A 22,963-nucleotide genomic window follows, 5' to 3' on the forward strand; every position below is an offset into this window, starting at 1 on the left:
GGAGCGGGCGGGCAGCCCACCGGCGTCCTGCGGCCATCGGTGCAGACCCGGGCCCGCCGGCCTGTTTCAGTGGCGCAGAGGAGCACCCGATGCCCGGTGGCGCGTTATCCGCGGTCCTGACGCGGCAACATCGCGAAATCGATTCCGCGATCGGGCTTTTCATGAAACCGCGGGATAGGGCGACTGCTGCGCCGAGGCTCACCGCGACCATCCCGGCCCGCTACCGAACGGACGCCCCAGTGAAGCCCGAGCAAAGGAGAAACCGTGCGCGTCGTAGTAGATCGTGATCGCTGTGAGGGCAACGCTTTCTGCGTGAAGATCGCACCCGAGGTGTTCCAACTCGACGACGACGAATACGCCGTGGTCATCGCCGACCCGGTGCCCGCCGAGCAAACGGCGCTGGCCGAGCAGGCGATCGCCGACTGCCCCCGCGCGGCGTTATCGCGCCAGGACTGACCGCGGACCCGGTGAGCTGCCGGCCGGGCCCGGCCGGTCAACCCGGTGACCGCTCGGGTGACGACGCAGGGCGCCCGTCCGAAAGTCCCTGTCGCAGTCCATGATCGATTTGCGCTGGATCGCCCGCCGGTCGCGTCCCGCTGCAGCCGCAACTGAGACCGCCGAACGGATTTGCGGCGCCGCCGGGGTCCGGATCGGCACCGGCAGTCGCCGGCCACGCGGTCGCGACCGCCGCTGCCAGGGCGGCGCCCAGCAGCGGTTTTGCGATGAGCGCCAACGGGTTTCGGTCCCGCCTCGGACGGCCCGAGCGGGGTGGTGCGGGGCTGGGCATGACGATCTCCTTTGTGGTCGACCGGTTTGCGGATCTCGGTACGGCGTGCCGAGTGAGGCGGTGGCTCATCCGATCACCTGCGGAATGAGCGAGACGCGCTGGCCGACCCGGTGCACCGCGCCCTCGGATTCGCGCCCGACCATCCCGCCCAACGGCAGCCGGGACACCGCGGGACCGGGTGACGCCGTGGGCGCCGCGGCCCAACCGCCCGGCACCGGACCGGAGTTGGGCGAGGGCAGCGAGGTGACCGTCGACACCGTTGTGGCCCAACTCGGCGGCACCGACAACGTGCTGGGCGCGCCGGCCTGGCCCACGCTCGCCGAGGCGCCTTGGCCCAGTCCCGCCGGCGGTTCGAGGCTTCCCAATCCGGCGGTGCCCGCTATGCCGGTGCCAGCCTCGGCCCCCAGGATGGAACCGGCGCCCGCTTCGTCCAACGCCAGTCCCTGGTAATCCAGATCGAGGCCGTATAGGTCGATACCTATTCCACCGCCGTCGGCGATCAGACCGGCGCCGTCGGCGCCGTACCCGGCCGCCTCCTCCGCCAAGCCGGCCGCGGCTCCGTCCGCCGCGGGCCCGGCGGCGAGCGCCGACGCCAGTCCCGCGCCGGCGCCGGTGCTCGCGCTTTTGGTCGCACCCTTGCCCGAGGCGCCGGTGAGGCTCGACAGCGAGCTGAATGGCCCGGAGGATCCCAGCGCGGCGCCGGTGCCCATCGCTGTGGGTGACAGACCATTGCCCGGCGTCGACCCGGGTGTCGAAAGGCCTTGCAGCGTCTGGGGAACCGAGGACATCCAGTGCGCTGTCGTGGTGTGCGCGCTGCTGCCCGATTGGACCGCCGCGTGGGCGGCGGCAGCGAGGTGGCCGGCCGCGGCGGGATTCGTCGGTTGCGGTGGGGAAGGCACCGGCGAAAGTGCCGACGCCGACGCCGAATTGGCGGCGTAGCCGTACATCGCGGTCGCGTCCTGGGCCCACATTTCGCTGTACTCGGCTTCGGTGGCCATGATGGCCGGGGTGTTCTGCCCGAAGATGTTGCTCTGGACCAGGGCCAGCAGCCGGGCTCGGTTGGCCGCTATCAGCGGTGGGGGCACCGTCATCGCGTATGCCGCTTCGAAGGCGGATGCCGCCGCGGTGGCCTGTGCGGCGGCCCGACCGCATTGCTCGGCGACCGCCGTCAGCCAGGAGACATAGGGCATCACCGCGCCCGCCATCGACAGCGACGCCGGCCCCAGCCAGGACTCGTTGGTTAGGCCGGCGATCACCGCTCGGTAATTGCCGGCGCCGTCGGCCAGCTCGGCGGCCAGTGACTCCCATCCCGCGGCGGCGGCCAGCAGCGACGCCGGTCCCGGTCCCGAATACATCCGGCCCGAGTTGATCTCGGGTGGTAACGCGCCAAAATCCATGTTCGTACCCATCTTTTGGTTGACGTCTTCAGCCGACTTGCCGCGGCGTGCGCACGCGAACCGGTCAGCGGCTGACGCAGGTGAGGAAAGGTCGGAGTCCCCGACGCGGCACGCGAGGCCGGTCGGGAGTCGAGCTCGGCAGGAGGCTCAGCGGCCGGCCCGCGATGAGCCGTTGCCGAAAGCGGCCAGCCGGTTGCTAGCCCGCCGCGATGGCGTCGCGCGCCACCGAGCGGCGAGGGCGGATCAGCAACGGGCGACGCAGAATTGAATCCGGAGGTTGTGTCCGGCGGGAACCGGGGTGGGCGGGCGAGGAGGTGTATCGACACGCTGCTGCCACCCGATGACACCGGCCGTCGGTGCTACCAGGGAATCGGACGAACGCGGTGTGGAGAACGCGAAAGCGGTTGCGCGATCACGCTTTAGGCCGGGGCTCTTGAACGCCAGGTCATCGTTCACGGTGGAGCCGATCCCCAGCCGGCGTGCCGGAACCGGCTCGTGGTTCAGCCGCGCGGGCCCGGAGGCCAGTTCGGCGGCCGAGGCCACCATCCCGGGTTGCGAGGCGTCGCCTGCCATTTCAACCCGCAAAGCCGCGCAACCGAGGACAGCTGCGACGAGGGTCAGCACGGCAACGATGGCCGACGCGCTCTGCCGTCGTGACCACCGTGCCGGCGTTCGGTCACCAAAAGTCACAGTGCCCCCCACTTTACCAGCCGCGATCTCCTGCCCCGGCCAGCGCGCCGGGGCCGATCAGACCATCCGCGGTCCTCCGAAACCCGGAACGGCGCCCACCGGAATGAGCGCGAACGCGATCGCGAGAACGATGAACAGCCGCAGCGTTCTTGGGGTGGGCGCTTGGTCGATCTCCGCGCGACGGGAGGCGAAGAGGAGGAACACGATCGCGATGTCGAACGCGACGATGGTCAGCCAGCGCGTCCAGTCGTAGCCGGTGAGGAAAACCGGGACGACCAGCAGCAGCCCGGCGGTCACCCAGGTCATCCGGCCGTGCAACGCCGCGATGAACGCGTGCCACGGCACGCCGGAAAGTTCGCCGAGTCCCCACAACGTCGCCACGACGGCAGCGCCGCCGAAGATCAGAGAGACGGTGAGACCGAGTGCTCCGATCTGGCCGACCGCGCGCAGCGCGTCCGAGATTCCGTTGTCGTAGTTCGGCATCACGTTGCGGCATACCCAGTCGTGATAATCGGTCTGACTGGGCGGTCCCTCGATCACAAAGCGCAACAGCGTCTCCGGCGACGTCACCTTCGCGAAGGGGTTGGGCATGAGGCGATGCGGCACGGCGGCACACAGTTCGGCGGCGACGTCGTGACGGCCGAGCACGGCCACCATCGCCGCGGCGAGGACCCCCGGTGTCACGGCCACGAGCGCGCCGAGACGCCGAGCGGATCCCAGCCCGCCGCCGAGGACGACGATCGCCAGCACCGCCCCGAAAGCAAACTGCAGCCCTATCGCCTCGTGCACCAACGTCAGCACCGCGATCGCGCCGCCATACAGCGCGCACCAGCCCATCGCGAGGGCGCGGGAACGCGCCTGCGTCAGCGCCGTGCTGAACAGCGCCAGGGCCGCCCCGCCGAACAGGTCGGGCCGAGCCGAGAACGCCGCGAACGGAACTCCGAAGGGCAGCAACGGAATCAGCATCGCAACCAACAGCCGGCGCTGCGACCGAGGCCCACCGGCGAGCACCACGCCGGCGACCGCCGCCAGACCGCACAAATAAACCGCCGTGGACATCCATCGCACACCGAGACCGACCGCGAAGTAGTGTCCCGGTACCAGGTGAACCAGCTCACCGGCGAGCCCGCGACGGACGAAGCCGTGGGTGTAGTCGGCGGCGTAATACGACATCCAGTACACGTCGAGCGGAACGACCCGTATTGCGCACCACAGCACGAGCGCCGCCCACGCCGCGATCGCGGCGCCGATGCCCACGTACACACGGCGGTGCCGCCGGGCAGGCGGATCCGCCTTGATGCCCAGGCCCACCATCAGTTTCGGCCCTCGTAAACGGTGGTGGCGGACAGCTGCAGGTCGGCCAGCGCGGCACACGCGAGTTCAGGTGTGGCCGTGGCGTTGCCCGCACCGCCTTGGTGGGCGACGACAGTGAGAAACCTGCTGCCGTTGACAACGCCTGTGGCGCAGAATAATTGGCCACCGGCCTGCTCGATGCGGGCCCGGGTGATGCCCTGCTCGACTAGTCGCATGGAGACCTCGGTCGCGTCCGCGCCGTCGATGCGGCCGACGGCGCCGTCCAGGCTCCCGACGTTGGAGCATCCCACCGGCAGTTGGCTGGACGCCATGGCGAGGCCTTCGCCGCGCCGCACCAGCCATCGCGGGATGAACGGGATGAGCGGCAGTCCGGCGAGCATTTCGTTGGGCCGGTGCTGCAGGGATGCCAGCGATCTCTTGACGTCGGCGCGCACATCGGTCAAGTCGTCGGCCACCGCCGCACCGTCGACGGTCAGCGTGATCGAGGTCAGCGCGTTGGCGCGGTCGTCGTCGGGGGCGCGGTCGCTGACCGGAAGTACCACGGTCACGGACTTTCCGTCGGCCAGCACCCTGCCCATCCGGTGCGCCAGGCGGGCGGCGAATGCGACGAACAGCGAATTGCCGCTTCCGTTCAGGGCGCGCGCTCGTGCCTCCCATGCCGCGGCATCGGTGTGGATCGTCACCGACCCGGAGGTGTTCGACGCGTCGTCACGCGGGACGAAGTCCCCGCGCCGCTGCGCCCGCGGTTGAACCCGCCGATCGGGCGAAACCCTGAGCAACAGAAGCAGGGTCGCGATCAGCGCGCGGGTTGCCGACGGCAGGGCGGCAACGGCATCGGCCAGGTCCTCACGCACCGCGCGCCACCGGCTGCGTGAATTCGGTTGTGGATAGCCGAGATCGCGTCGCTCACCCTTGACCGCTTCGGCGACGGCCGTCACCAGACCGAGCCCGTCGACGACGCAGTGTGACGCCACCAGGGTGACCGCCGCGCCGCCGTCGTCCAGCGGCAGCACGCCGAGGTGAAACGTCGGGCCGTGTTCGGGGTCGACGGCGACCCGCGCGCGTCTTTCGAGCCACGCACCGATCTCGCACCGCGGTTGCCGAGGCTCCCACGCGATGTCGGGCGGGCGGCGGTCGAGCACCCAGCGGTGACGCCCGAACGGCAGCGGCGAACGCTCGATGCGGCGTCCGAGCAGGCCGAAGCCGAGGTTGTCATTGAAGGCCCGCAACTCGGCGATGTTCACGTCGCGGTCGTAGATCCAGGTGCATTGCACGGTGCTGCCCTGACCGGTGGCGCGCAGCCGGAGGAAGGCGGCCTGGTCCAGCAGCGCCAGCCTCGCCACTAGCACCCCGCCTCGGCCGCGGCGCGATACCCGCGCACCGCGATCGGCGCGAACACCGCGACCAGAACGCCACTCCACAAACCCGCCTGCCACAGCGGCGACAACACCGGGCCGCCCTGCGCCAGCGCACGCATCGCCTCGATCGTCGGTGAAATCGGCGAATAACGCACCACCGGCTGCAGCCATCCCGGAAACACCTCGGCGGGCGCGACACCGGTGTTGAGGAACAACAGCACCACGCACCCCGCACCCAGCCAGGTCACCATCGCTTTGCCGTCCGCGCGGGCAGCGATGGCGGTGACCAGTGTCGCCATCCCCGCCGAAATCGTCACGGGCACAAGCACGAACGCCAGCATGGCGATCCAGCCGTCGTTGAACCGCAGACCCAGGGCGACCCCGAAGACGGTGAGCACGAACGCGGATGCGACGGTTCGGGCGGCCTCCGCGACCAGCCGGCCCGCCACGGGGCTGGCCCGATGGACCGGCTGCACCCATAACCTGGTCAGCACGCCCGACTCGCGCTCCGACGGCAAAGCCAAACCGGCGCCGATGGTCCCGAAGACCGCGCCGACCACCGCGCACATCGGGACCAACCCGTACAGGCTGTCGTGTCCGGTGACGGCCAGCACCGATTTGCCGACCAGCAGCTTGTAGATGACCAGCAGAAGCGTCGGAAACAACAACGCCTGCACCGCGACGACCGGGTCGCGGCGCCAGCGGCGCAGCAGCCGTCCCGCCTCCGAGGCGCTTTGGCTGACGAATCCCTTCAGGCAGCCCACCCGCGTAACCTCTTGCCGTGCAATGCCTTCGGCCGATTTCCCGACAGGGTTCACACCCACATCACCGGCTGGCGCGGTGTCTCGAGGCGCCTTGCGAACGGCTCGGTGTGCTCGCGACCTGCCCGCGTCGACGCGTCGTTGCATACGCACCGCGACAACACCGAATACCGCGAGCAGGCCGAGGCACCACGTCAATGCCGCCGCCAGACTGCCGCCGGCGACGTGACCGGTCGCAAGGCCGCGCAGCGCCTCGGTGACCTGGGATACCGGTTGGTTGCGAATGAACGGTGCCATCCACGCCGGAAACGATTCCGCCGGAGCGATGCCGGTGGACAACAAGACCAGGACCAGTTGGGGGAGAAGCAGCAACTGGCTCGACGATTCGACGGTGCCGACGCGGGAGCCCAGGGCGTCGGCGCCGAGGCAGACCGCCATCGCGAACACCACAACGATGGTCACGAACAGGACTGCATCCGCCGGGCCGCCCTGCATCCGGAAGCCGAATGACCATCCGGCCGCCATGGTCGCGGCCAGCGCGATGAGCGCGCGTGTCAGGCAGTACAGCATCCGCGCGCCCAGCGGTACCGATGCGGGAAGCGGCAGGGTGCGAAGCCGAGACCCGAAGCCGGACAGCCGGTCTCGGGCGGCGCGGTCGGCCGTGGTCATGGCACCGAACAGCATCGCCTGCACGACGACCACCGGAAGGACGTATTGCGGATAGCTCATCGAGCCGGTGCGGATGAGGCCGCCCAGCACCAGGGTGAATCCCAGGAAGCAGCCCACCGGTGCCAGCGCCGCGAAGAGCAGGTCCGCGTCGCGCCGCGACCCTGACATCGTGCGCAAGGTCAGCGCCACCAGGGCACTCATAGCGAGGCCTCCGGTGCCGGGACGGGTATTACATCACGCATCGCTGCGCGGTCCGGCGTCGCACACCCGGGCGAACTCGGCACGCATCGTCTCGACATAACGCCGGACGGACCCGCGGGCGACGTCGGTGCCCGGGTAGGCGACCACCAACTGAGTCCTGTCGTGCATGCGATTGACCCACATGCACACCGTCTCCGACAGCCGGTTATCGCCCCATACGCCGGCGCGCAGGCCGTCGAAGTAATCGCCGAACGGCAGCTTACGGATGTCGATGTAGGACAGCATCGGGACGGGACGATCCGGAACCTCGATGGGCGTCGACGACGGGCCGGTGGTCTCGAGCAGGTGGTAGTACGGCACGGCGCCGAGGGCGGCGTTGGAATCGAACGAGGCCTGGGCGGCACTGACCACCTCGTCGAATGACGCACCGGCGGTCGGAATCGCCAGCGGCACGAAGCTCGCCAGCCAACCGACGGCGGTGGCGTGCGCGGGGTCCCGCCGGTTGTCGAACGGTGTCAGACCGAAATACGTTGCGGCGCCGGTCAACCGGTGTTCGGTCAGCGCAGCGCAGGCGAACACCCCGCCGCTGAACCGCGCACCCGCGGCACGGCATGCGGCCTCGAACCGCCGGCCCTGCTCGTCATCGATCAGGTCGAACACCTCGATGGCCCCCGGTGTATCGGCGTTCGACTCGCCGAGTTCCAGGGGAAACCTGGGTAGGGCCCCGTTGTTGGCCGCGAGAAAGGCGTGCCACGACCGGATCTCGGGCGACTCCTCGTTCAGGCTTCGGGTATAGGCGTGCTGCCTCGCGCTGTATTCGCGATGGCTGGGCGCGGGCGGCAACGCGAAATGCGTCCTTTGCAACGCGGCGAAGTAGGTTGTCTGGATGTCGAGGAAGATCACGCCGGCCGACATGCCGTCGGCGCGTAGATGGTCGACGGCGATATAGATGGTGAACCGGTCTTGAGCCTGAACGATGCCGAAGGTAAAGCAGTCCCATTGCAACGGGTCGGGCGTATCGAGAAGTAGTTTGCGGATCTGGGGCGGAGCCATCCTTCCGAGATCCGTTGGCGCCAACGTGATCGCCTCCGGTTCGGGAATGACGTAGCGAAGGATTTCGTCGTCGTCGCCGAAGACAAAGCGGTCGTGGTAGGTGTCGTGCCGGCGCAGATGAGTGTTCACCGCCTGCGTCATCGCGTCGATGTCGCAGGTACCGCTGATTTCCCAGGCCCCGATGCACAACCGGGGGATATCACGGCCGCGGCTTACCTGGCGCCGGTAATAGCGCAGATGTTGCGCCTGCTGATAGCTCACCGGGGCGGGGTGGTATTGCGCTTGGGCCGCGCGCCGATAGGTTGCGGCGGTGGGGTACCAGGCTACGACCGTGCCCTCGGCTGTCCAGTCCTCAACCGTGCCCAAAAACATGCGCTAACCCTCATCCGTCAGTGGCGACGCCGGTTCGGATGACCTTAACTGCACCGCGCATGAATTGTTGAGTAAGTCGGGCGCCGGCGCGGTCCGGTTCCGCAGGACCGACAAGTGGCTGACGGTTGCCGTTGACGGCCCCCACGGCGTCAAGCAGCGAAGATAAATGACTCGCCTGCGATCCCGCGGCGCAATCATGAATCCCCCTTCGGGTCGAGTTATCTCCCAGCAAGTTCTCAACCGAATAGGTGCTCGTGTGTGAGGTAGTCGACATCGCGGGTCGGCAGTTCGCGCTTGGATAACACGGAACTACCACGCGAACAAGCATTTATCTCGACGTGATGACCCAACCTGTCGATTCCCACCACAGAGCGAGCGCTATCTTGACGAGACCACATGTGATAGAAAGGCGGGCCTGCCAAAACGGCGCCTCAGTTACCGTATCGTGATGTGTGGCCGTATTGGAATAGTGTCAGTGAAAGATTCCTCGCGCCAATCACGCTGGCAAACAGTCAATCGATTCCCAAAAGTGCCGCGGCAGAGGGTGATACAGCCCGGTTAATACAATGCGCGGCGTGCGAATCCCGGTGCCGCCTGCACGCCGGTAGCAAACTGCGATGCCGGCCGAGTCGACGATGGCGAGCTGCAGGGCTTGCGCCAAGCACCCGCAGCCGGCTCGATCGGTGGCGTGAGCGCCGTCGAAACTCGTGTACCCCAGTGGGTTACGCACCGAGGTGATCCCCCTTGCTCCGGCGGCGTGAATGGTTGGCCAACGGATGGTGACGCTGCAGGGCGCTGTGAGGATGTTCACGTTCCGGCCCGCTGGCGCCGGACCGCGTGCGCAACGGCGTTGGGGCCGCCGACGAAAAGTCCAGCGCAGCAGGGGAAATCTGCGCACGATGACCGCGCGCCGACGCTGCCTCCGCCGAGCTGTGGCCGCGATTGAAAATCTGGCGTGCGTGGTAACAAAAGCAACGTGAGCGAGGCCGGCATGACCCCGGCGTGCCCGATGCCTTCGCAATCCCAAAGGAACCAGATCCCAAAGGAACTCGATGCACTTTGCGGTATTGCCGCCGGAGGTCAACTCCGGCCGCATGTACTCCGGCCCCGGCTCGGGATCGATGCTGGCGGCGGCGTCGGCATGGGACGAGCTGGCCAACGAGCTGCACGTCACGGCCGCCAACATCGAGTCGGTGATCTCGGGGCTCACCAGCGAGCCGTGGCAGGGCCCGTCGGCGGCGGCGGTGACCGCTGCGGCCGCAACACAGGTCGAGTGGCTGACCGCCACCGCCGAGCAGGCGGCGCAGACCGGCGCTCAGCTCAGGGCGGCCGCGACGGCTTACGAGTCGGCCTATGCGATGACGGTGCCACCGTCGGTCGTCGCGGCCAACCGTTCCCGGTTGGCGTCGCTGGTCGCCACCAACCTGCTGGGCCAGAACACGCCGGCGATCGCGGCCACCGAAGTCGCCTACGGCGAAATGTGGGCCCAGGACGTCGCCGCGATGTACGGCTACGCCGGCGCCGCGCAGGCCGCCTCCCGGGTCACGCCGTTCACCCCGCCGCAGCGAACCACCAACGAGGCCGGTATGGGCGCCCAGAACGCCTCGGTCGCCCAGGCCGCCGGCACCTCGGCCGGACACGTCCAGTCGGCGGTGTCGAACAGCAACGCGATGTCCGCCGTGCCCAACGCGCTGCAGAATCTCGCGTCGTCGTCCTCGTCATCCTCGGCGGCATCGGGGCTGAGTGACTTCTCGAGCTTCCTGAACCCGTACAACCTGGTGTCGCTGGGCTCGGCGTTCTTCGGTAACGGCACCGGGCTGATCGGCGTGTCCGGCGCCGCGGGCTTCATTTCCGACGCTGAACACAAGATGACGGAGCCGGGTGCGAAGTCCAAGGCTGTCGCGGCGCCGGAGCGGCTGGAGCCGCCGCCCGGGTCGCGTTCGTCCGGGGCGACGACGGTGTCGGCCGGGATGGGTCGTGCGTCCTCGCTGGGCGGCATGTCGGTTCCGCAGGGCTGGTCCACCGCCGCACCGGAACTGCGCCTCACCGCGCTGCAGGCGCCCGCCGCCGCTGCCGCGCCGCCGGCCGCCCGGGTCCGTTCGGCGAGATGCCGCTGTTCGGTGGTGCGCCGCTGATGGGCCTGCCCGGCCGGGGCGCCGCCGATTCCCGCGACGGCCGCTCGTCCGGGGACGCCGGGACCGCCGGGCGAGGGCGACGTGCGGCGGCGTCGCACGGGCCCGCCGGGGCCGCCCGCACCGCGTCGACCGGCACCACCGCGGAGCTTCGCGAAATCACCGATCTGCTCGGCAAACTCGCCGAACTGCGGGCCACCGGAGCGCTGACCGACACCGAATTCGCCGAACAGAAGCAGCGGCTGCTCGGGGCCCGCTGACCAGCGCGGCTCACAGCTCCGCCTGCTGAAAGGGGCCCTGCGGTCGGTGGCGGTGGAGCAATACATCGCCCGCGCGGACGCGGGCGCGGTAACGGACCGGCTACTTATCGCATTACGCAGCAAGGAGATTGGGTAGTCGATGGTCCCCGGAAGGGCGGGCGTCGGCCGAGGCGGCGACGGGTTGTCCGGCGCCACTGCCGCACGTGGTATCTTGGCCGACGTGAAAATCGGCGTGCGCGCGTATTGGCGCTTTATCGTGGCTCCGGGTGGGGCCCGCGATACCGCGTCCGGTTGACGCACGCGCACGACCGACACCCGGAGCCCAGCAGTGACCACACGGTCGCTGCTTTTCGTTTTTCAGGGCATCGGGAATCAGCGGGCGTGCCCTGGCAGCACAGAAAGGCACCCACCCCCATGTCCCTCACCGAATGCGCCACACCGGCCGTCGATACCTCCGATCACCGGATCGTGTCGTTCCGGGAACTGTCGGCGCCGGCCGCGATTCGCGCCGAACTGCCGCTGACGCCCCGGCGCGCCCGGGCGGTCCAGCGCGACCGCGACGACATCGCGGCCATCCTGGCCGGTGCTGACGACCGGCTGCTCCTGGTGGTCGGCCCCTGCTCGGTGCACGATCCGGTCGCCGCGCTCGACTACGCGCGCCGGCTCGCGCCGATCGCCGCCGAGTTCGCGGATCGGCTGAAGATCGTGATGCGCGTCTACTTCGAAAAGCCGCGCACCACCATCGGCTGGAAGGGACTGATCAACGACCCCGCCATGGACGGCAGCTTCGACGTGGAGCGCGGCATCCGCACCGCGCGTGCGCTGCTGCTCGACATCATCGACGTGGGCATGCCGGTGGGATGTGAATTCCTGGAACCCACCAGCCCGCAGTACATCGCCGACGCCGTCGCGTGGGGCGCGATCGGCGCCCGGACCACCGAATCGCAGGTGCACCGCCAACTGGCGTCGGGGCTGTCGATGCCGATCGGATTCAAGAACGGCACCGACGGCAACGTCCAGGTCGCCATCGACGGCGTCAAGGCCGCGGCGGCGCCGCACCACTTCTTCGGAACCGGCGACGTGGGCCGGGCCGCCGTCGTCGAGACCATGGGCAACCCCGACTGCCACGTGATCCTGCGCGGCGGCACCGCCGGACCCAACTACGACGCCGGCTCGGTGGCCGGCGCCATCGAACGGTTAAGTGCGGCAGGGCTTTCCCCGCGGGTCATGGTCGACTGCTCACACGCCAACTCCGCCAAGGACCATGTGCGGCAAGCCGAAGTCGCCGCCGAACTGATCGCCCGCATCGCCGCCGGCGAGCGCGGGATCGGGGGCCTGATGCTGGAAAGCTTCCTGGTGGCCGGTGCTCAACCGCTCGGCGGCGAACTGACCTACGGCCAATCTGTCACCGATGAGTGCATGGATTTTGCGACCACGGCCCGGTTGCTGGCCGGGTTGTACGCGGCGATGGGCTGACCCCGGCGGCGCGATGATCGACTAGCCGTGCCGAACGTGCACGTGCTGCGAAAAAAGGCGCGGAATTTCGCGATGAGCGCACGTTGGGCGACCCTCAGGGACGCCGATTCCGCGCCGATACCTGGTTCGCGATCGCCTTTTTGTCGATCTTGCCGATCGGCGTGGTGGGCAACGACGGCATCGGGGCCAGGACGTCGGGACGGGCGTGCGCGGCCACACCGCGCTCGTCCAGGTAGCCGTTCAACTCCGCGAGTGACAGCGCCGGGCCCTCGAAAACGACAGCAGCACAGATCTTTTCGCCGAGGTAGGGGTCGGGGAGGGGTACTGCGGCGGCCGAGAAGATCGCCGGGTGGCTCAGCATCTGCTCCTCGAGGTCGGCCGCGGAAATCGTCTCGCCGCCACGGCAGATCACGTCCTTGACCCGTCCGGTCACCACCAGGTAGCCATCATCGCGGACCCGGACCAAATCGCCGCTGCGGAAAAAGCCCTGCGCGTCGAAGCAGCGTTGATTGTCGCGTTCGGCCCGGAAATAACCGTTGAACGTGTACGGTCCGCGGACCAGCAGTTCGCCTTCCTGCCCCGGGGCAACGGGATTGCCCGCCGCGTCGACCACCCGCACCTCGTCGGCGGTCGACAACGGCCGCCCCTGGGTGTGCTCGGTGATCTCCGGTGGATCGTCGAGCCGGGTGTAGTTCAGCAGGCCCTCGGCCATCCCGAACACCTGCTGCAGGCCCGGCGTCAACGCGCTGCGGATCACACGGGCGTCGTCGGCCTCCAACTTGGCGCCGCCGACTTGCAAGAGCCGCAAGGACTTCGGTGGATTGTCCTCCCATTCGCAGGCCTGCGCCCACAGTTTGGCCAGGGCCGGGACCAGGGCGGTCACCGTGACGCCGTGGCGCGCGATGGTGGCAAAGGCCGCCTCGGGGCTGGGGTCGGTGCCGAACACCGTGGTCGCGCCCACCGTCATCGCGCCGAGCAGGCCGGGGCAGGCGAGCGGGAAATTGTGGCCGGCCGACAGCACCGCCAGATAGACGTCGTCGCGGGTGAGCCCGCACAGTTCGGCGCTGGCGGTGGCGTTGAAGACGTAATCGTCGTGGGTGCGCGGGATGAGCTTGGGTGTGCCGGTGGTGCCACCGGAAACCAGAAGCAGCGCAGGCGTTCCCGGATCGACCGGCGTCGCCGGCCGCCCCGCGGGCGCACGCTCGCACAGCTGCGCCCAGGACAGAAACGGCCCCGGGTCGCCGTCGACGATCACGTGGGCGAGCGCTTCATGCTCCTCGACGAGCCCCGCGGCCATCGTTCGATAATCGAAACCCGTTGCGGTGTCGGCGATCAGCAGTGCGGTGGCCTGGCTGAGCGCGGCGAAATGCCCAAGCTCGGCGGCGCGGTGGCCGGGCAGGCACATCACCGGGATCGCCCCCGCCCGTAACAGCGCGAACAGCGCCACCGCGAACTGGCAGCCGTTCGGCAGCTGCAGCAGCACCCGGTCGCCGGGGGCGATACCCGCGTCCGCCAAACCCGCGGCGGCGCGGTTAGCCTGCTCATCGAGGCCCGCGTAGCTGAAACCGGTGCCGCCGGAGGCGTCGAGGACGGCGGTTCGGTCGGGCCACCGCCGGGCCGCGTCGGTCAGGATCGTGTCCAGGGTTCGCCCCGTCCACAAACCGGCCGCCCGGTAGGCGGCGGCGCGCTCGGCGGGAAACGGCACGAACCCGTCGAGGACTCCGGCCGGCGGCGTGGTGTTGGGGCTCATGGCTCCTCTAAGCGGGCTTCGAACGGGGCTAGTAGCGGGGACGCAAGGAGTAAGGATAGGGTAACCAAATCATTTAAGGGCAGCCTGTGCTAATTCAGGGAGGTCTGTGGTGCACGCCCCGGCACGCTCGGAGGACATCCGGGAAGAGGTGGCTGAACTGCTCGGCGTCGATGTCGATGCAGTTCAGCCGGGTAGCAACCTCATCGGCCAGGGCTTGGACTCGATCCGGATCATGACCCTGGCCGGCCGCTGGCGGCGCCAGGGCATCGCCGTCGACTTCGCCACGCTGGCCGAGACGCCCACCATCGAGGCCTGGGCACAACTGGTCACCGCCGGCCGCCAGGACACCGATTCGGCGGCCCCGCCCGCCGATTCACCCGGGGACCCGTCGGGCGAGAACGAGCCGTTTGCCCTGGCCCCGATGCAGCACGCCATGTGGGTGGGCCGCCAGGACAACCAGCAGCTCGGCGGGGTGGCCGGGCACCTCTACGTGGAGTTCGACGCCGGCCTTCTCGACCCGGGCCGGCTGCGGGCGGCGGCCACCGCGCTGGCCCGTCGCCACCCGATGCTGCGCGTGCGGTTTCTGCCCGACGGCACCCAGCGCATCACCCCAGCGGTGGAATGCGGTGACTTCCCGGTGCACGTCGAGGATCTGCGCGAGCTGGGCACCGACGAGGTCGAGCGGCGGCTCACCGCGCTGCGCGAGGCCAAATCGCACCAGCAGCTCGACGGCGCGGTGTTCGAGCTGACCGTGACCCTGCTGCCGGGTGGGCGGTCGCGGTTGCACGTCGATCTGGACATGCAAGCCGCCGACGCGATGAGCTATCGCACCCTGATGGCCGATCTGGCGGCGCTGTACCGCGGATGCGATCTGCCTGAACTGAGCTACACCTACCGGCAGTACCGCCACGTCGTCGAGGCGCAGGACGCGCAGCCGCAACCGCGCCGGGACGCCGACCGGGACTGGTGGGCACGCCGTCTGCCGGAGCTGCCGGATCCGCCGGCCCTGCCGATCACCGCCGGCCGCGGCGCAAACCGCAGCACCCGGCGCTGGCACTGGCTGGATCCGCAGACCCGCGACGCACTGTTCGCCCGCGCCCAAGCGCGCGGCATCACCCCGGCGATGGCGCTGGCCGCGGGGTTCGCCAACACGCTGGCCCGCTGGTCGTCCAATTCCCGCTTCCTGCTGAATGTTCCGCTGTTCGGGCGCCAGCCCTTGCACCCGGACGTCGACGCGCTGGTCGGCGACTTCACCTCCTCGCTGCTGCTCGACGTCGACCTGGTCGGCGCGCACACCGCGGCGGCGCGCGCTCAGGTGGTGCAGGACGCGATGCGCACGGCCGCCGCCCATTCCGCCTACTCGGGGTTGTCGGTGCTGCGCGACCTGAGCCGTCATCGCGGCACCCAGGTGCTGGCGCCGGTGGTTTTCACCAGCGCGCTGGGACTCGGCGAACTGTTCAGCCCGGAGGTCACCGACCAGTTCGGCACCCCGGCCTGGATCATCTCTCAGGGACCGCAGGTGCTGCTCGACGCCCAGGTCACCGAATTCGACGGCGGCGTGCTGGTGAATTGGGATGTACGGGAAGGGTTTTTCCCACCCGGGGTGATCGACGCCATGTTCGCCTACCACATCGACGAACTGCTGCGGTTGGCCTCCGCCGACGACGCCTGGGACGCGCCGGGACCCGCGGCGCTGCCCGAGGCGCAGCGCGCCGTGCGCGAGGCGATCAACGGGCGCACCGCGCCGCCCAGCGGAGAAGCCTTGCACGACGGGTTCTTCCGGCAAGCCGAGCGGCAGCCGGATGCGCCCGCGGTGTTCGCCGGTTCCGGCGACCTCAGCTACGCGCAGCTGCGCGATCAGGCCCTGGCGGTGGCGGCGGCGCTGTGTGCGGCCGGCGCCGGTGCCGGGGACACCGTCGCGGTGGTCGGCCCGAAAAGCGCCGAGCAGATCCCGGCGGTGCTGGGCATCCTGTCCGTCGGCGCTGCCTATCTGCCGATCGGGGCCGACCAGCCCCGCGACCGCGCCGAGCGCATCCTGCAATCCGGCCGGGTGCGCCTGGCCCTGGTGTGCGGCGGGCGGCAGCTATCGCTGCCGGTGCCCGGGCTGGTCCTTGCCGACGTGCTGGGCGGTGCTCCCGCGGACGCCGAGATCGCCTGCGCGAGAGTCGATCCCGGCGAGCTCGCCTACGTGTTGTTCACCTCGGGGTCGACCGGAGAGCCGAAGGGTGTCGAAGTCACCCACGATGCCGCGATGAACACCGTGGAATTCATCGGCCGCCACTTCGAGATCGGCCCCGCGGATCGATGCCTGGCCCTGTCGACCCTGGAAGGCGACATCTCGGTGATGGACGTGTTCGTCACGTTGCGCACCGGCGGCGCCATCGTGGTGGTCGACGAGGCACAGCGGCGTGACCCCGATGCGTGGGCCCGGCTGATCGACACCCACCGCGTCACGGTGCTGCATTTCATGCCCGGATGGCTGGAGATGCTGGTCGAGGTCGGCCGCGGGCGGCTGTCCTCGGTGCGGGTGGTGCCCACCGGCGGCGACTGGGTGCGGCCCGAGGTGGTGCGCAGGCTGCGGGCCGAAGCGCCCGGCCTGCGGTTCGCCGGCCTCGGCGGGGCGACCGAAACACCGGTGCACAACACGATTTTCGAGGTGACCGAACCGATCCCGGCGGACTGCACGGCGCTGCCGTTCGGCGTCCCGCTGCCCAACAACGTCTGCCGCGTCGTCGGCGACACCGGCGGTGACTGTCCGGATTGGGTGCCCGGGGAGCTCTGGGTGTCCGGGCGCGGCATCGCCCGCGGTTACCGCGGCCGCCCCGATCTCACCGCGCAGCGCTTCGTCGAGCACGACGGCCGAACCTGGTATCGCACCGGCGATTTGGTTCGCTACCGGCCGGACGGAACCCTGGAATTCGTCGGGCGCGCCGACCACCGCGTCAAGATCAGCGGGTACCGCGTCGAGCTGGGTGAGATCGAGTCCGCGCTACGGCGGGTGCCAGGGGTGCGCACGGCGGTGGCCGCCCTGATCGCCGGGGCGGGCGAATCCGACGTGCTGGCCGCCCAAGTGGGCACCGACGACCCCGCCCTGACCGGCGAGCAGGTCCGGCAATACCTCGCCGACCTCGTTCCCGCGCACATGATCCCGCGCCACGTCGAGGTGGTGGAGCGGATCGGCTTCACCGCGGCCGGCAAGCTCGATCGCCGGGCCGTGGCACGCGAATTGCACAGCGTCGTCGGGCAATCGCGCTCGCCCGGCCACCGCGCGGCGTCCACACCGCTGGAAGGTGCGCTGGCGCTGATCCTGGGCGATCTGCTCGGGCGGGACGACGTTGGCGTGGACGACGACTTCTTTGCGCTCGGCGGTGATTCGGTGCTCGCCACCCAGGCGGTGGCGCGAATCCGGGCCTGGCTGGACGCGCCCGACGTCATGGTCGCCGACATCTTCGCCAACCGGACGGTGTCGGCGCTGGCCGCGGTGCTACGTGCCGCCGAGGACGACCCCGACCGGCTCGACCACGTCGCCGAGTTGTATCTGGAGGTGATCGGCATGGATGCTGAATCGGTTCTGGCGGCTACCCGGCAAATTACGAAATCGTAACCGGTGCAATGACATTGAATAACATCGCTACCGTGCCCTCCGCCTTCCCGTCCTGGATCAAGCTGGCCCCGGGCCGCGGCGGCGCGGCGTCAGGGACGGGCGCCACCATAGTGTTCCCGCATGCCGGCGCGGCCGCCGCGAGCTATCGGGTGCTCGCGGCGGCGTTGGCCGCCGGCGCCGACACCTACGTCGTGCAGTACCCGCAGCGGGCCGAGCGCCTCGGCGACCCCGCCCACGAGAGCGTGCATGATCTGGCCGTCGGCCTGTTCCGGGCCGCGCCCTGGCCCGGAGTGGCGCCGCTGACGTTGTTCGGGCACAGCATGGGCGGCGTCGTCGCCTTCGAATTCGCCCGCGTCGCCGAGGCGAACGGAACCCCGGTGCGCAAGCTGTGGGTGTCGGCCGGCCCGCCGCCCTGCGTGGTCGGCGACATGCCCGAACTGCCGACCACCCACGACGGGCTGCTCGCCGACATCGCGGATTTGGGCGGCACCGACCCCGAATTGCTTGCCGACGAAGAATTCTCCGAACTGCTGACCACCGCCGTGCGCGCCGACTACCAAGCCTTCAACGGGTACGACCCCAGCCCCGACGTCCGCATCGGCGCGGACATCCATGTGCTGGGCGGTCATCATGACCACCGCATCGCAACCGGCGTGCTCCGGCAATGGGAGAGGCACACCGCCGGATCCTTTGCCATGTCGCTGTACGACGGCGGGCACTTCTACCTCTACGACCACGTCGAAACGGTCGCGGCGCAGGTGAATGCCGGGTGACGCCGATGTCTGAGAACGGGTTCGATGCCGCCGGCATCGACCCGGTGGTGATCGTGGGGATGGGTGTCGAGGCGCCCGGCGGCATCGAGACCGCCGAAGACTACTGGGAGCTGCTGGCCCACGGCCGCGAGGCGCTGGGCCCTTTCCCCACCGACCGCGGCTGGGCGGTGAGTGAACTGCTCGCCGGATCCCGGCGCAGCGGCTTCAAACAGATTCATGACCGCGGTGGCTTCCTCAGCGGCGCAGCCACTTTCGATCCGGAGTTCTTCGGCATCTCGCCCCGTGAAGCGGTGGTGATGGACCCCCAGCAGCGGGTGGCGCTGCGGGTGGCCTGGCGCGCGCTGGAAAACAGCGGCATCAATCCCGACGACCTCGCCGGAGAGGACGTGGGCTGCTTCGTCGGGGCGTCGGCCACCGGCTACGGACCGGAAATGGCCAGGTTCTCCGAGCACAGCGGTCATCTACTGGCCGGGACGGCGCTCAGCGTCATCTCCGGCCGGATCGCCTACACGCTGGGATTGACCGGTCCGGCACTGACTGTGGACTCCTCGTGCGCCTCGGCCCTGGTGGCGTTTCACGTGGCGGTGCGAGCGCTGCAGAACGGCGACTGCGACCTGGCCCTGGCCGGCGGGGTCAACGTGCTGGGCTCGCCGGGATTCTTCGTCGAGTTCTCCAAACAACACGCCCTCTCCGACGACGGACACTGCCGCCCGTACAGCGCCCAGGCCAGCGGAACCGTGTGGGCCGAGGGAGCGGCAATGTTTGTGCTGCAACGCAAATCAGCGGCGCTGCAAGCCGGCCGGCGGGTCGTGGCCGAGGTGCGCGCCACCGCGATCAACCAGGACGGGCGCAGCGCCGGGCTCAGCGCGCCCAGCGGCGATGCCCAGGTCCGGCTGTTCCGGCGGGCCCTCGGCGAATCCGGGGTCAAGCCCGCCGAAGTTGGCATGATCGAGGGGCACGGCACCGGAACCAGGCTCGGCGACCGCACCGAGTTGCGCTCGCTGGCACAGACATACGGCGACACCGAACCCGGCGCCGGTGCCCTGCTGGGGTCGGTGAAATCCAACCTCGGCCACTCGCTGGCCGCGGCCGGCGCGCTGGGCCTGGCCAAGGTGCTGGTCTCCGCCGAACACGGCGCCGTCCCGCCCACCCTGCACGCCACCGAAGCCAGCGGCGAAATCGACTGGGAACACCAGGGTTTGCGGTTGGCGCAGACGTTGACGCCGTGGCCGGCGATCGACGGGCAGCGCACCGCGGCCGCGTCCGCGTTCGGGATCGCGGGCACCAACGCGCACCTGATCGTCTCCATGCCCGAGGTCGCATGATGCCGACCCACGGCCTGCCGGACGGGCGCATCCCGGTGCTGCTCAGTTCCCACGACCCGGAGCTGATCCGCCGCGACGCCGCGGCGATCCTCGAGTATCTCGACCGCATCGGCGAATCGACCGAAGCGACGGGTGCGGTAGCCGCGACCTTGCTGCGGCTGCGGCGGGTGCGCCGGCACCGCGCCCTGCTGCGCGCGGCGGACCGCGCCGAACTCGCCGCCGGACTGGCGGCGATCGCCCGCGGCGAGGAGCACGCGCTGATCACCCGCTCGGCCCGGACGACGCCGCCGCGGATCGCGTTCGTGTTTCCGGGCAGGGCAATCAATGGCAGGCGATGGGCGCCGACGCCTACCGGCGGCTGCCGGCCTACCGCGAGGCGGCCGATCGGTGCGCGCAGGCGTTCGTCGCCGCCGGGTTCCCTTCCCCGCTCCCGTATCTGGTGAGCCCCGACGAGCAGAGCTGGACCCGTCCCGAGATCCAGGGCGCGCAGTTCACCCATGCGGTCGCCCTGGCCGAAGCGTGGCGCTGCTTCGGGGTGCTGCCCGAAATGGCCATCGGGCACAGCCTCGGTGAGGTGGCGGCGGCGTATGTCGCCGAAGCGATCTCGCTGCCGGATGCCGTCGCGCTGGTGGTCGCCCGCGCGACCGTCGTCGACCGGTTGACCGGCCGCTACGCGATGGCCGTGTTGGGCGCCGGTGCCGCCGACGCCGAGTCGCTGCTGGCCACAACACCCGGCTGGGTGGAGGTTTCGGCGGTCAACGGGCCGGCGTCCACCGTGGTCGCCGGCGACCACGACGCGGTGGCCGCCGCGGTGCGGTTGGCGCAGCAACGGGAGATCTTCGCCCATCAGCTCTTCGTCGACTATCCCGGCCACACCAGCGCGCTGAGACCATTGCGCGCCGCGCTGGCCGAGCTGACCCCGCAATCGGCTTTCCGGGACTCCCCGATACGGTTCATCGGCTCCACCCGCGGCGCCGAGGTGGCGGCGACGACCGACTACGCCAGCTACTGGTATGAAAACCTTTGCAGCACAGTGCGATTCGATCTGGCTGTGCAGTGCGCCCGCAGCTGCGGGGCGGATGCGTTCGTGGAGCTCTCGGCGCATCCCTCGCTGCTGTACCCGCTGTCCGGCATCATCGACGACGAGTCGGCCGTGATCGTCGGCTCGGGGCACCGCGACCGGCCCATCACCGAATCGCTGTCGGCGAGTATGGCCGCCGTCGCGACCGCCGATCCCGGATACCGGTGGTCCGAGACCGTGCCCACCCGCAATCAGCCTGCGCTGCACGGATTCCCGAACGCGCCGATGCGGGCGACCCACCTGTGGGCCGCACCGGACCGCGTCACCGAAGCGGCGCCGCGGCCGAGGCTCACCGTGGCCGTCGAGGATTGGCGGCACACCACGTCCCCGACCACACCGACTGCGGCCGACCTCGGATTCGCCGGTGCGCACCCGATGACCCGGCGGCTCGCCGATGCCGCGGCGGCACAAGGCGGTTGCCGGGTGGTCGCGCCCGGCGAGGCGGAGATCGTGGCCATCGTCGCCCCGGAGCTCGACCAGCTCGACGCCGTCGCCGCCGTCGAGCAGATCGGCGCCCGCGAGGACGCCGGCCTCCCCGATTACCGGGGACTGATCGGTCCGCGATGCCGGGCGGTCTGGCTGCTGACCGTGCGCGCCGAACACGTCGATGGCGATGACGATCAGGCCTGCGTCGCGCAGGCGGCGCTGGCGGCGATGCACCGCAGCATCGGCTTCGAGTTCCCGGACCAGGCCTTCGGGCATGTCGACCTGCCGCACCGCGACGTCGACGCCGCCACCGCGTACGCGATCATCGAGGTTCTGCTCGCGGAGCCGGCCGAGGTTGCGCTGCGCGGCGAGCAGTCGCCGCGACGTCATGTCCGAACCTTCCGCGCGCACCACGAATCCGCCGACCGGCCCCTCGATGACGCCGCCCTGGAGCATGTGGTGATCACCGGCGGCAGCGGCGCCATCGGACTGCACTACGCGCGGTACTGCCTGCAGCGCGGGGCGCGCAACCTCACCCTGTTGAGCCGCAACGGGATCGAGGCGGCCGTGCTGCGTGAACTCACCGGCAGCCACGACGCCCGGGTGTCGGCCCCGCGCTGCGACATCACCGACCGCGCCGCCGTGACCGAGGCCGCCGCCCGATACGCGGGCTCGGGCGCGACGCTGCTGATCCACACCGCGGGCATCGCGCAGGCGCGTTCGCGAACCGATCTCACCGGCGCCGACGTGGCGGCGGTGTGCGCGGCCAAGGTCCGCGGACTGGCGCTGATGGCCGACGTCTGGCCGCTGCGGCCGGACTGCCGAATCCTGGCCTGCTCCTCGGTTTTCGGCGTATGGGGCGGTTACCACCACGCGGCGTACGCGGCCTCCAACCGGATGCTCGACGTGCTGGCAACCCAGCTGCGCGCCCGGGGTCTGGACTGCACGGCCATTCGGTGGGGGCTGTGGCAGGACGCCGGGGTGGTGGCGGGCAGTGAGATCGCCCGCACCGAACGCTCCGGACTGGTGGCGATGGACCCGCGGCGGGCGCTGCAGGCCAGCCTGCACCGGTACGAGTCCGATCCGCTGATCTTCGACGCCGACTTCGACCGGCTGCAGGTGTTCTTCGAAAGCCAGGGAATGCCAATGCCGTTCAGCGATACGCCGGCCCGCGACGACGAAGCGGCCGTCGCCGCCCCGGCGGGCAAACCCCTGGCGGAGCTGGTGCGGGCCGAACTGGCCGCGACGCTGCACGTGGGCGACTCGGTGTCGATCGATCCCAGCGCGTCGCTGATCGACCTCGGCGTGGACTCATTGCTCGCGCTCGATCTGCGCAAGCGGCTGCGCCGCACGGTGGGCAACTCGGTTCCGGTGGCCCGCATGCTCGGCGGCATCACCGTCGCGGAGCTGGTCGACGCGCTGCGCGCCGACGCCACCGGCGGCCCCGTGGTCCCACCAACCATCCAGCGCACCGGCGCCGTCAGCGGTGCGCATCCCTCAAAGCTCGCGATGCTAGAAAGGTTGGACTCCTAGC

14 protein-coding genes and 1 pseudogene are annotated in these 22,963 nt (G+C 69.9%); 8 read left to right on the forward strand and 7 right to left on the reverse strand.

Going from position 1 to position 22,963, the window contains the following annotated elements:
- Positions 1–264: 264 nt before the first annotated feature.
- Positions 265–456 (forward strand): ferredoxin, encoded by a 192-nt coding sequence (locus NF20_RS02105; RefSeq protein WP_033713209.1) that lies wholly within the window; start codon positions 265–267, stop codon positions 454–456.
- A 396-nt stretch (positions 457–852) separates the two neighbouring features.
- Here NF20_RS02105 and NF20_RS02110 read toward each other — a convergent pair whose 3' ends face one another.
- The 6 genes from NF20_RS02110 to NF20_RS02135 all read right to left on the reverse strand — a co-directional run bounded on the left by NF20_RS02110 (position 853) and on the right by NF20_RS02135 (position 8,602).
- Entirely contained in the window at positions 853–2,184 is a 1,332-nt protein-coding gene (locus NF20_RS02110) for a PPE family protein (protein WP_033713211.1), read from the reverse strand.
- A gap of 243 nt (positions 2,185–2,427) precedes the next feature.
- The gene (locus tag NF20_RS02115) at positions 2,428–2,808 is read right to left on the reverse strand and encodes a hypothetical protein (protein ID WP_224111333.1); all 381 of its coding nucleotides are present in this window, start codon (positions 2,806–2,808) and stop codon (positions 2,428–2,430) included.
- Between the two features lie 123 nt (positions 2,809–2,931).
- Positions 2,932–4,188: a hypothetical protein gene (locus NF20_RS02120; protein ID WP_033713213.1), complete on the reverse strand. Its 1,257-nt coding sequence runs from the start codon at positions 4,186–4,188 to the stop codon at positions 2,932–2,934.
- Positions 4,188–5,531 (reverse strand): hypothetical protein, encoded by a 1,344-nt coding sequence (locus NF20_RS02125; RefSeq protein ID WP_019733713.1) that lies wholly within the window; start codon positions 5,529–5,531, stop codon positions 4,188–4,190. Before NF20_RS02125 ends, NF20_RS02120 begins: the two co-directional genes overlap by 1 nt.
- A complete protein-coding gene (locus tag NF20_RS02130; RefSeq protein WP_024637184.1) occupies positions 5,531–7,177 on the reverse strand; it encodes an ABC transporter permease in 1,647 nt (548 codons plus the stop codon). Before NF20_RS02130 ends, NF20_RS02125 begins: the two co-directional genes overlap by 1 nt.
- 33 nt (positions 7,178–7,210) lie before the next feature.
- Positions 7,211–8,602 (reverse strand): condensation domain-containing protein, encoded by a 1,392-nt coding sequence (locus NF20_RS02135; RefSeq protein ID WP_023900848.1) that lies wholly within the window; start codon positions 8,600–8,602, stop codon positions 7,211–7,213.
- Between the two features lie 1,052 nt (positions 8,603–9,654).
- Between NF20_RS02135 and NF20_RS02140 the strand changes: the two genes are divergently transcribed.
- The 3 genes from NF20_RS02140 to NF20_RS02150 all read left to right on the forward strand — a co-directional run bounded on the left by NF20_RS02140 (position 9,655) and on the right by NF20_RS02150 (position 12,470).
- Complete coding sequence (locus NF20_RS02140) at positions 9,655–10,737, forward strand: PPE family protein (RefSeq protein ID WP_255343422.1); 1,083 nt, start codon at positions 9,655–9,657, stop codon at positions 10,735–10,737.
- Complete coding sequence (locus NF20_RS27910) at positions 10,710–10,994, forward strand: SHOCT domain-containing protein (RefSeq protein ID WP_033717197.1); 285 nt, start codon at positions 10,710–10,712, stop codon at positions 10,992–10,994. Before NF20_RS02140 ends, NF20_RS27910 begins: the two co-directional genes overlap by 28 nt.
- A gap of 414 nt (positions 10,995–11,408) precedes the next feature.
- Positions 11,409–12,470: a 3-deoxy-7-phosphoheptulonate synthase gene (locus NF20_RS02150; RefSeq protein ID WP_033713216.1), complete on the forward strand. Its 1,062-nt coding sequence runs from the start codon at positions 11,409–11,411 to the stop codon at positions 12,468–12,470.
- Positions 12,471–12,564: 94 nt separating this feature from the next.
- Here the strand turns inward: NF20_RS02150 and NF20_RS02155 are convergent, their stop codons facing one another.
- A complete protein-coding gene (locus tag NF20_RS02155) occupies positions 12,565–14,220 on the reverse strand; it encodes a (2,3-dihydroxybenzoyl)adenylate synthase (protein ID WP_033713218.1) in 1,656 nt (551 codons plus the stop codon).
- Positions 14,221–14,326: 106 nt separating this feature from the next.
- Here NF20_RS02155 and NF20_RS02160 point away from each other — a divergent pair, with 106 nt between their 5' ends.
- The 4 genes and pseudogenes from NF20_RS02160 (at position 14,327) to mbtD (ending at position 22,962) form a co-directional block, all read left to right on the forward strand.
- Complete coding sequence (locus NF20_RS02160; RefSeq protein ID WP_033713220.1) at positions 14,327–17,824, forward strand: non-ribosomal peptide synthetase; 3,498 nt, start codon at positions 14,327–14,329, stop codon at positions 17,822–17,824.
- 8 nt (positions 17,825–17,832) lie between these two features.
- A complete protein-coding gene (locus tag NF20_RS02165; RefSeq protein WP_023861393.1) occupies positions 17,833–18,597 on the forward strand; it encodes a thioesterase II family protein in 765 nt (254 codons plus the stop codon).
- Positions 18,594–19,922, forward strand: a complete 1,329-nt coding sequence (locus NF20_RS02170; protein WP_011724533.1) for a polyketide synthase — start codon at positions 18,594–18,596, stop codon at positions 19,920–19,922. Before NF20_RS02165 ends, NF20_RS02170 begins: the two co-directional genes overlap by 4 nt.
- Positions 19,919–22,962: pseudogene (gene mbtD, locus NF20_RS02175) on the forward strand (mycobactin polyketide synthase MbtD). Before NF20_RS02170 ends, mbtD begins: the two are co-directional and overlap by 4 nt.
- Position 22,963: the final 1 nt, after the last annotated feature.

Source organism: Mycobacterium sp. MAC_080597_8934, assembly GCF_000523975.1.
In the GTDB taxonomy this organism is placed as follows: domain Bacteria; phylum Actinomycetota; class Actinomycetes; order Mycobacteriales; family Mycobacteriaceae; genus Mycobacterium; species Mycobacterium avium.

Bases quoted from the DNA above. Each gene is read 5' to 3' on its own strand.
- NF20_RS02110 (WP_033713211.1), bottom strand. From the start codon at position 2,184: ATGGATTTTGGCGCGTTACCACCCGAGATCAACTCGGGCCGGATGTAT.
- NF20_RS02120 (WP_033713213.1), bottom strand. From the start codon at position 4,188: ATGGTGGGCCTGGGCATCAAGGCGGATCCGCCTGCCCGGCGGCACCGC.
- NF20_RS02130 (WP_024637184.1), bottom strand. From the start codon at position 7,177: ATGAGTGCCCTGGTGGCGCTGACCTTGCGCACGATGTCAGGGTCGCGG.
- NF20_RS02135 (WP_023900848.1), bottom strand. From the start codon at position 8,602: ATGTTTTTGGGCACGGTTGAGGACTGGACAGCCGAGGGCACGGTCGTA.
- NF20_RS02140 (WP_255343422.1), top strand. From the start codon at position 9,655: ATGCACTTTGCGGTATTGCCGCCGGAGGTCAACTCCGGCCGCATGTAC.
- NF20_RS27910 (WP_033717197.1), top strand. From the start codon at position 10,710: ATGCCGCTGTTCGGTGGTGCGCCGCTGATGGGCCTGCCCGGCCGGGGC.
- NF20_RS02150 (WP_033713216.1), top strand. From the start codon at position 11,409: ATGTCCCTCACCGAATGCGCCACACCGGCCGTCGATACCTCCGATCAC.
- NF20_RS02155 (WP_033713218.1), bottom strand. From the start codon at position 14,220: ATGAGCCCCAACACCACGCCGCCGGCCGGAGTCCTCGACGGGTTCGTG.
- NF20_RS02165 (WP_023861393.1), top strand. From the start codon at position 17,833: ATGACATTGAATAACATCGCTACCGTGCCCTCCGCCTTCCCGTCCTGG.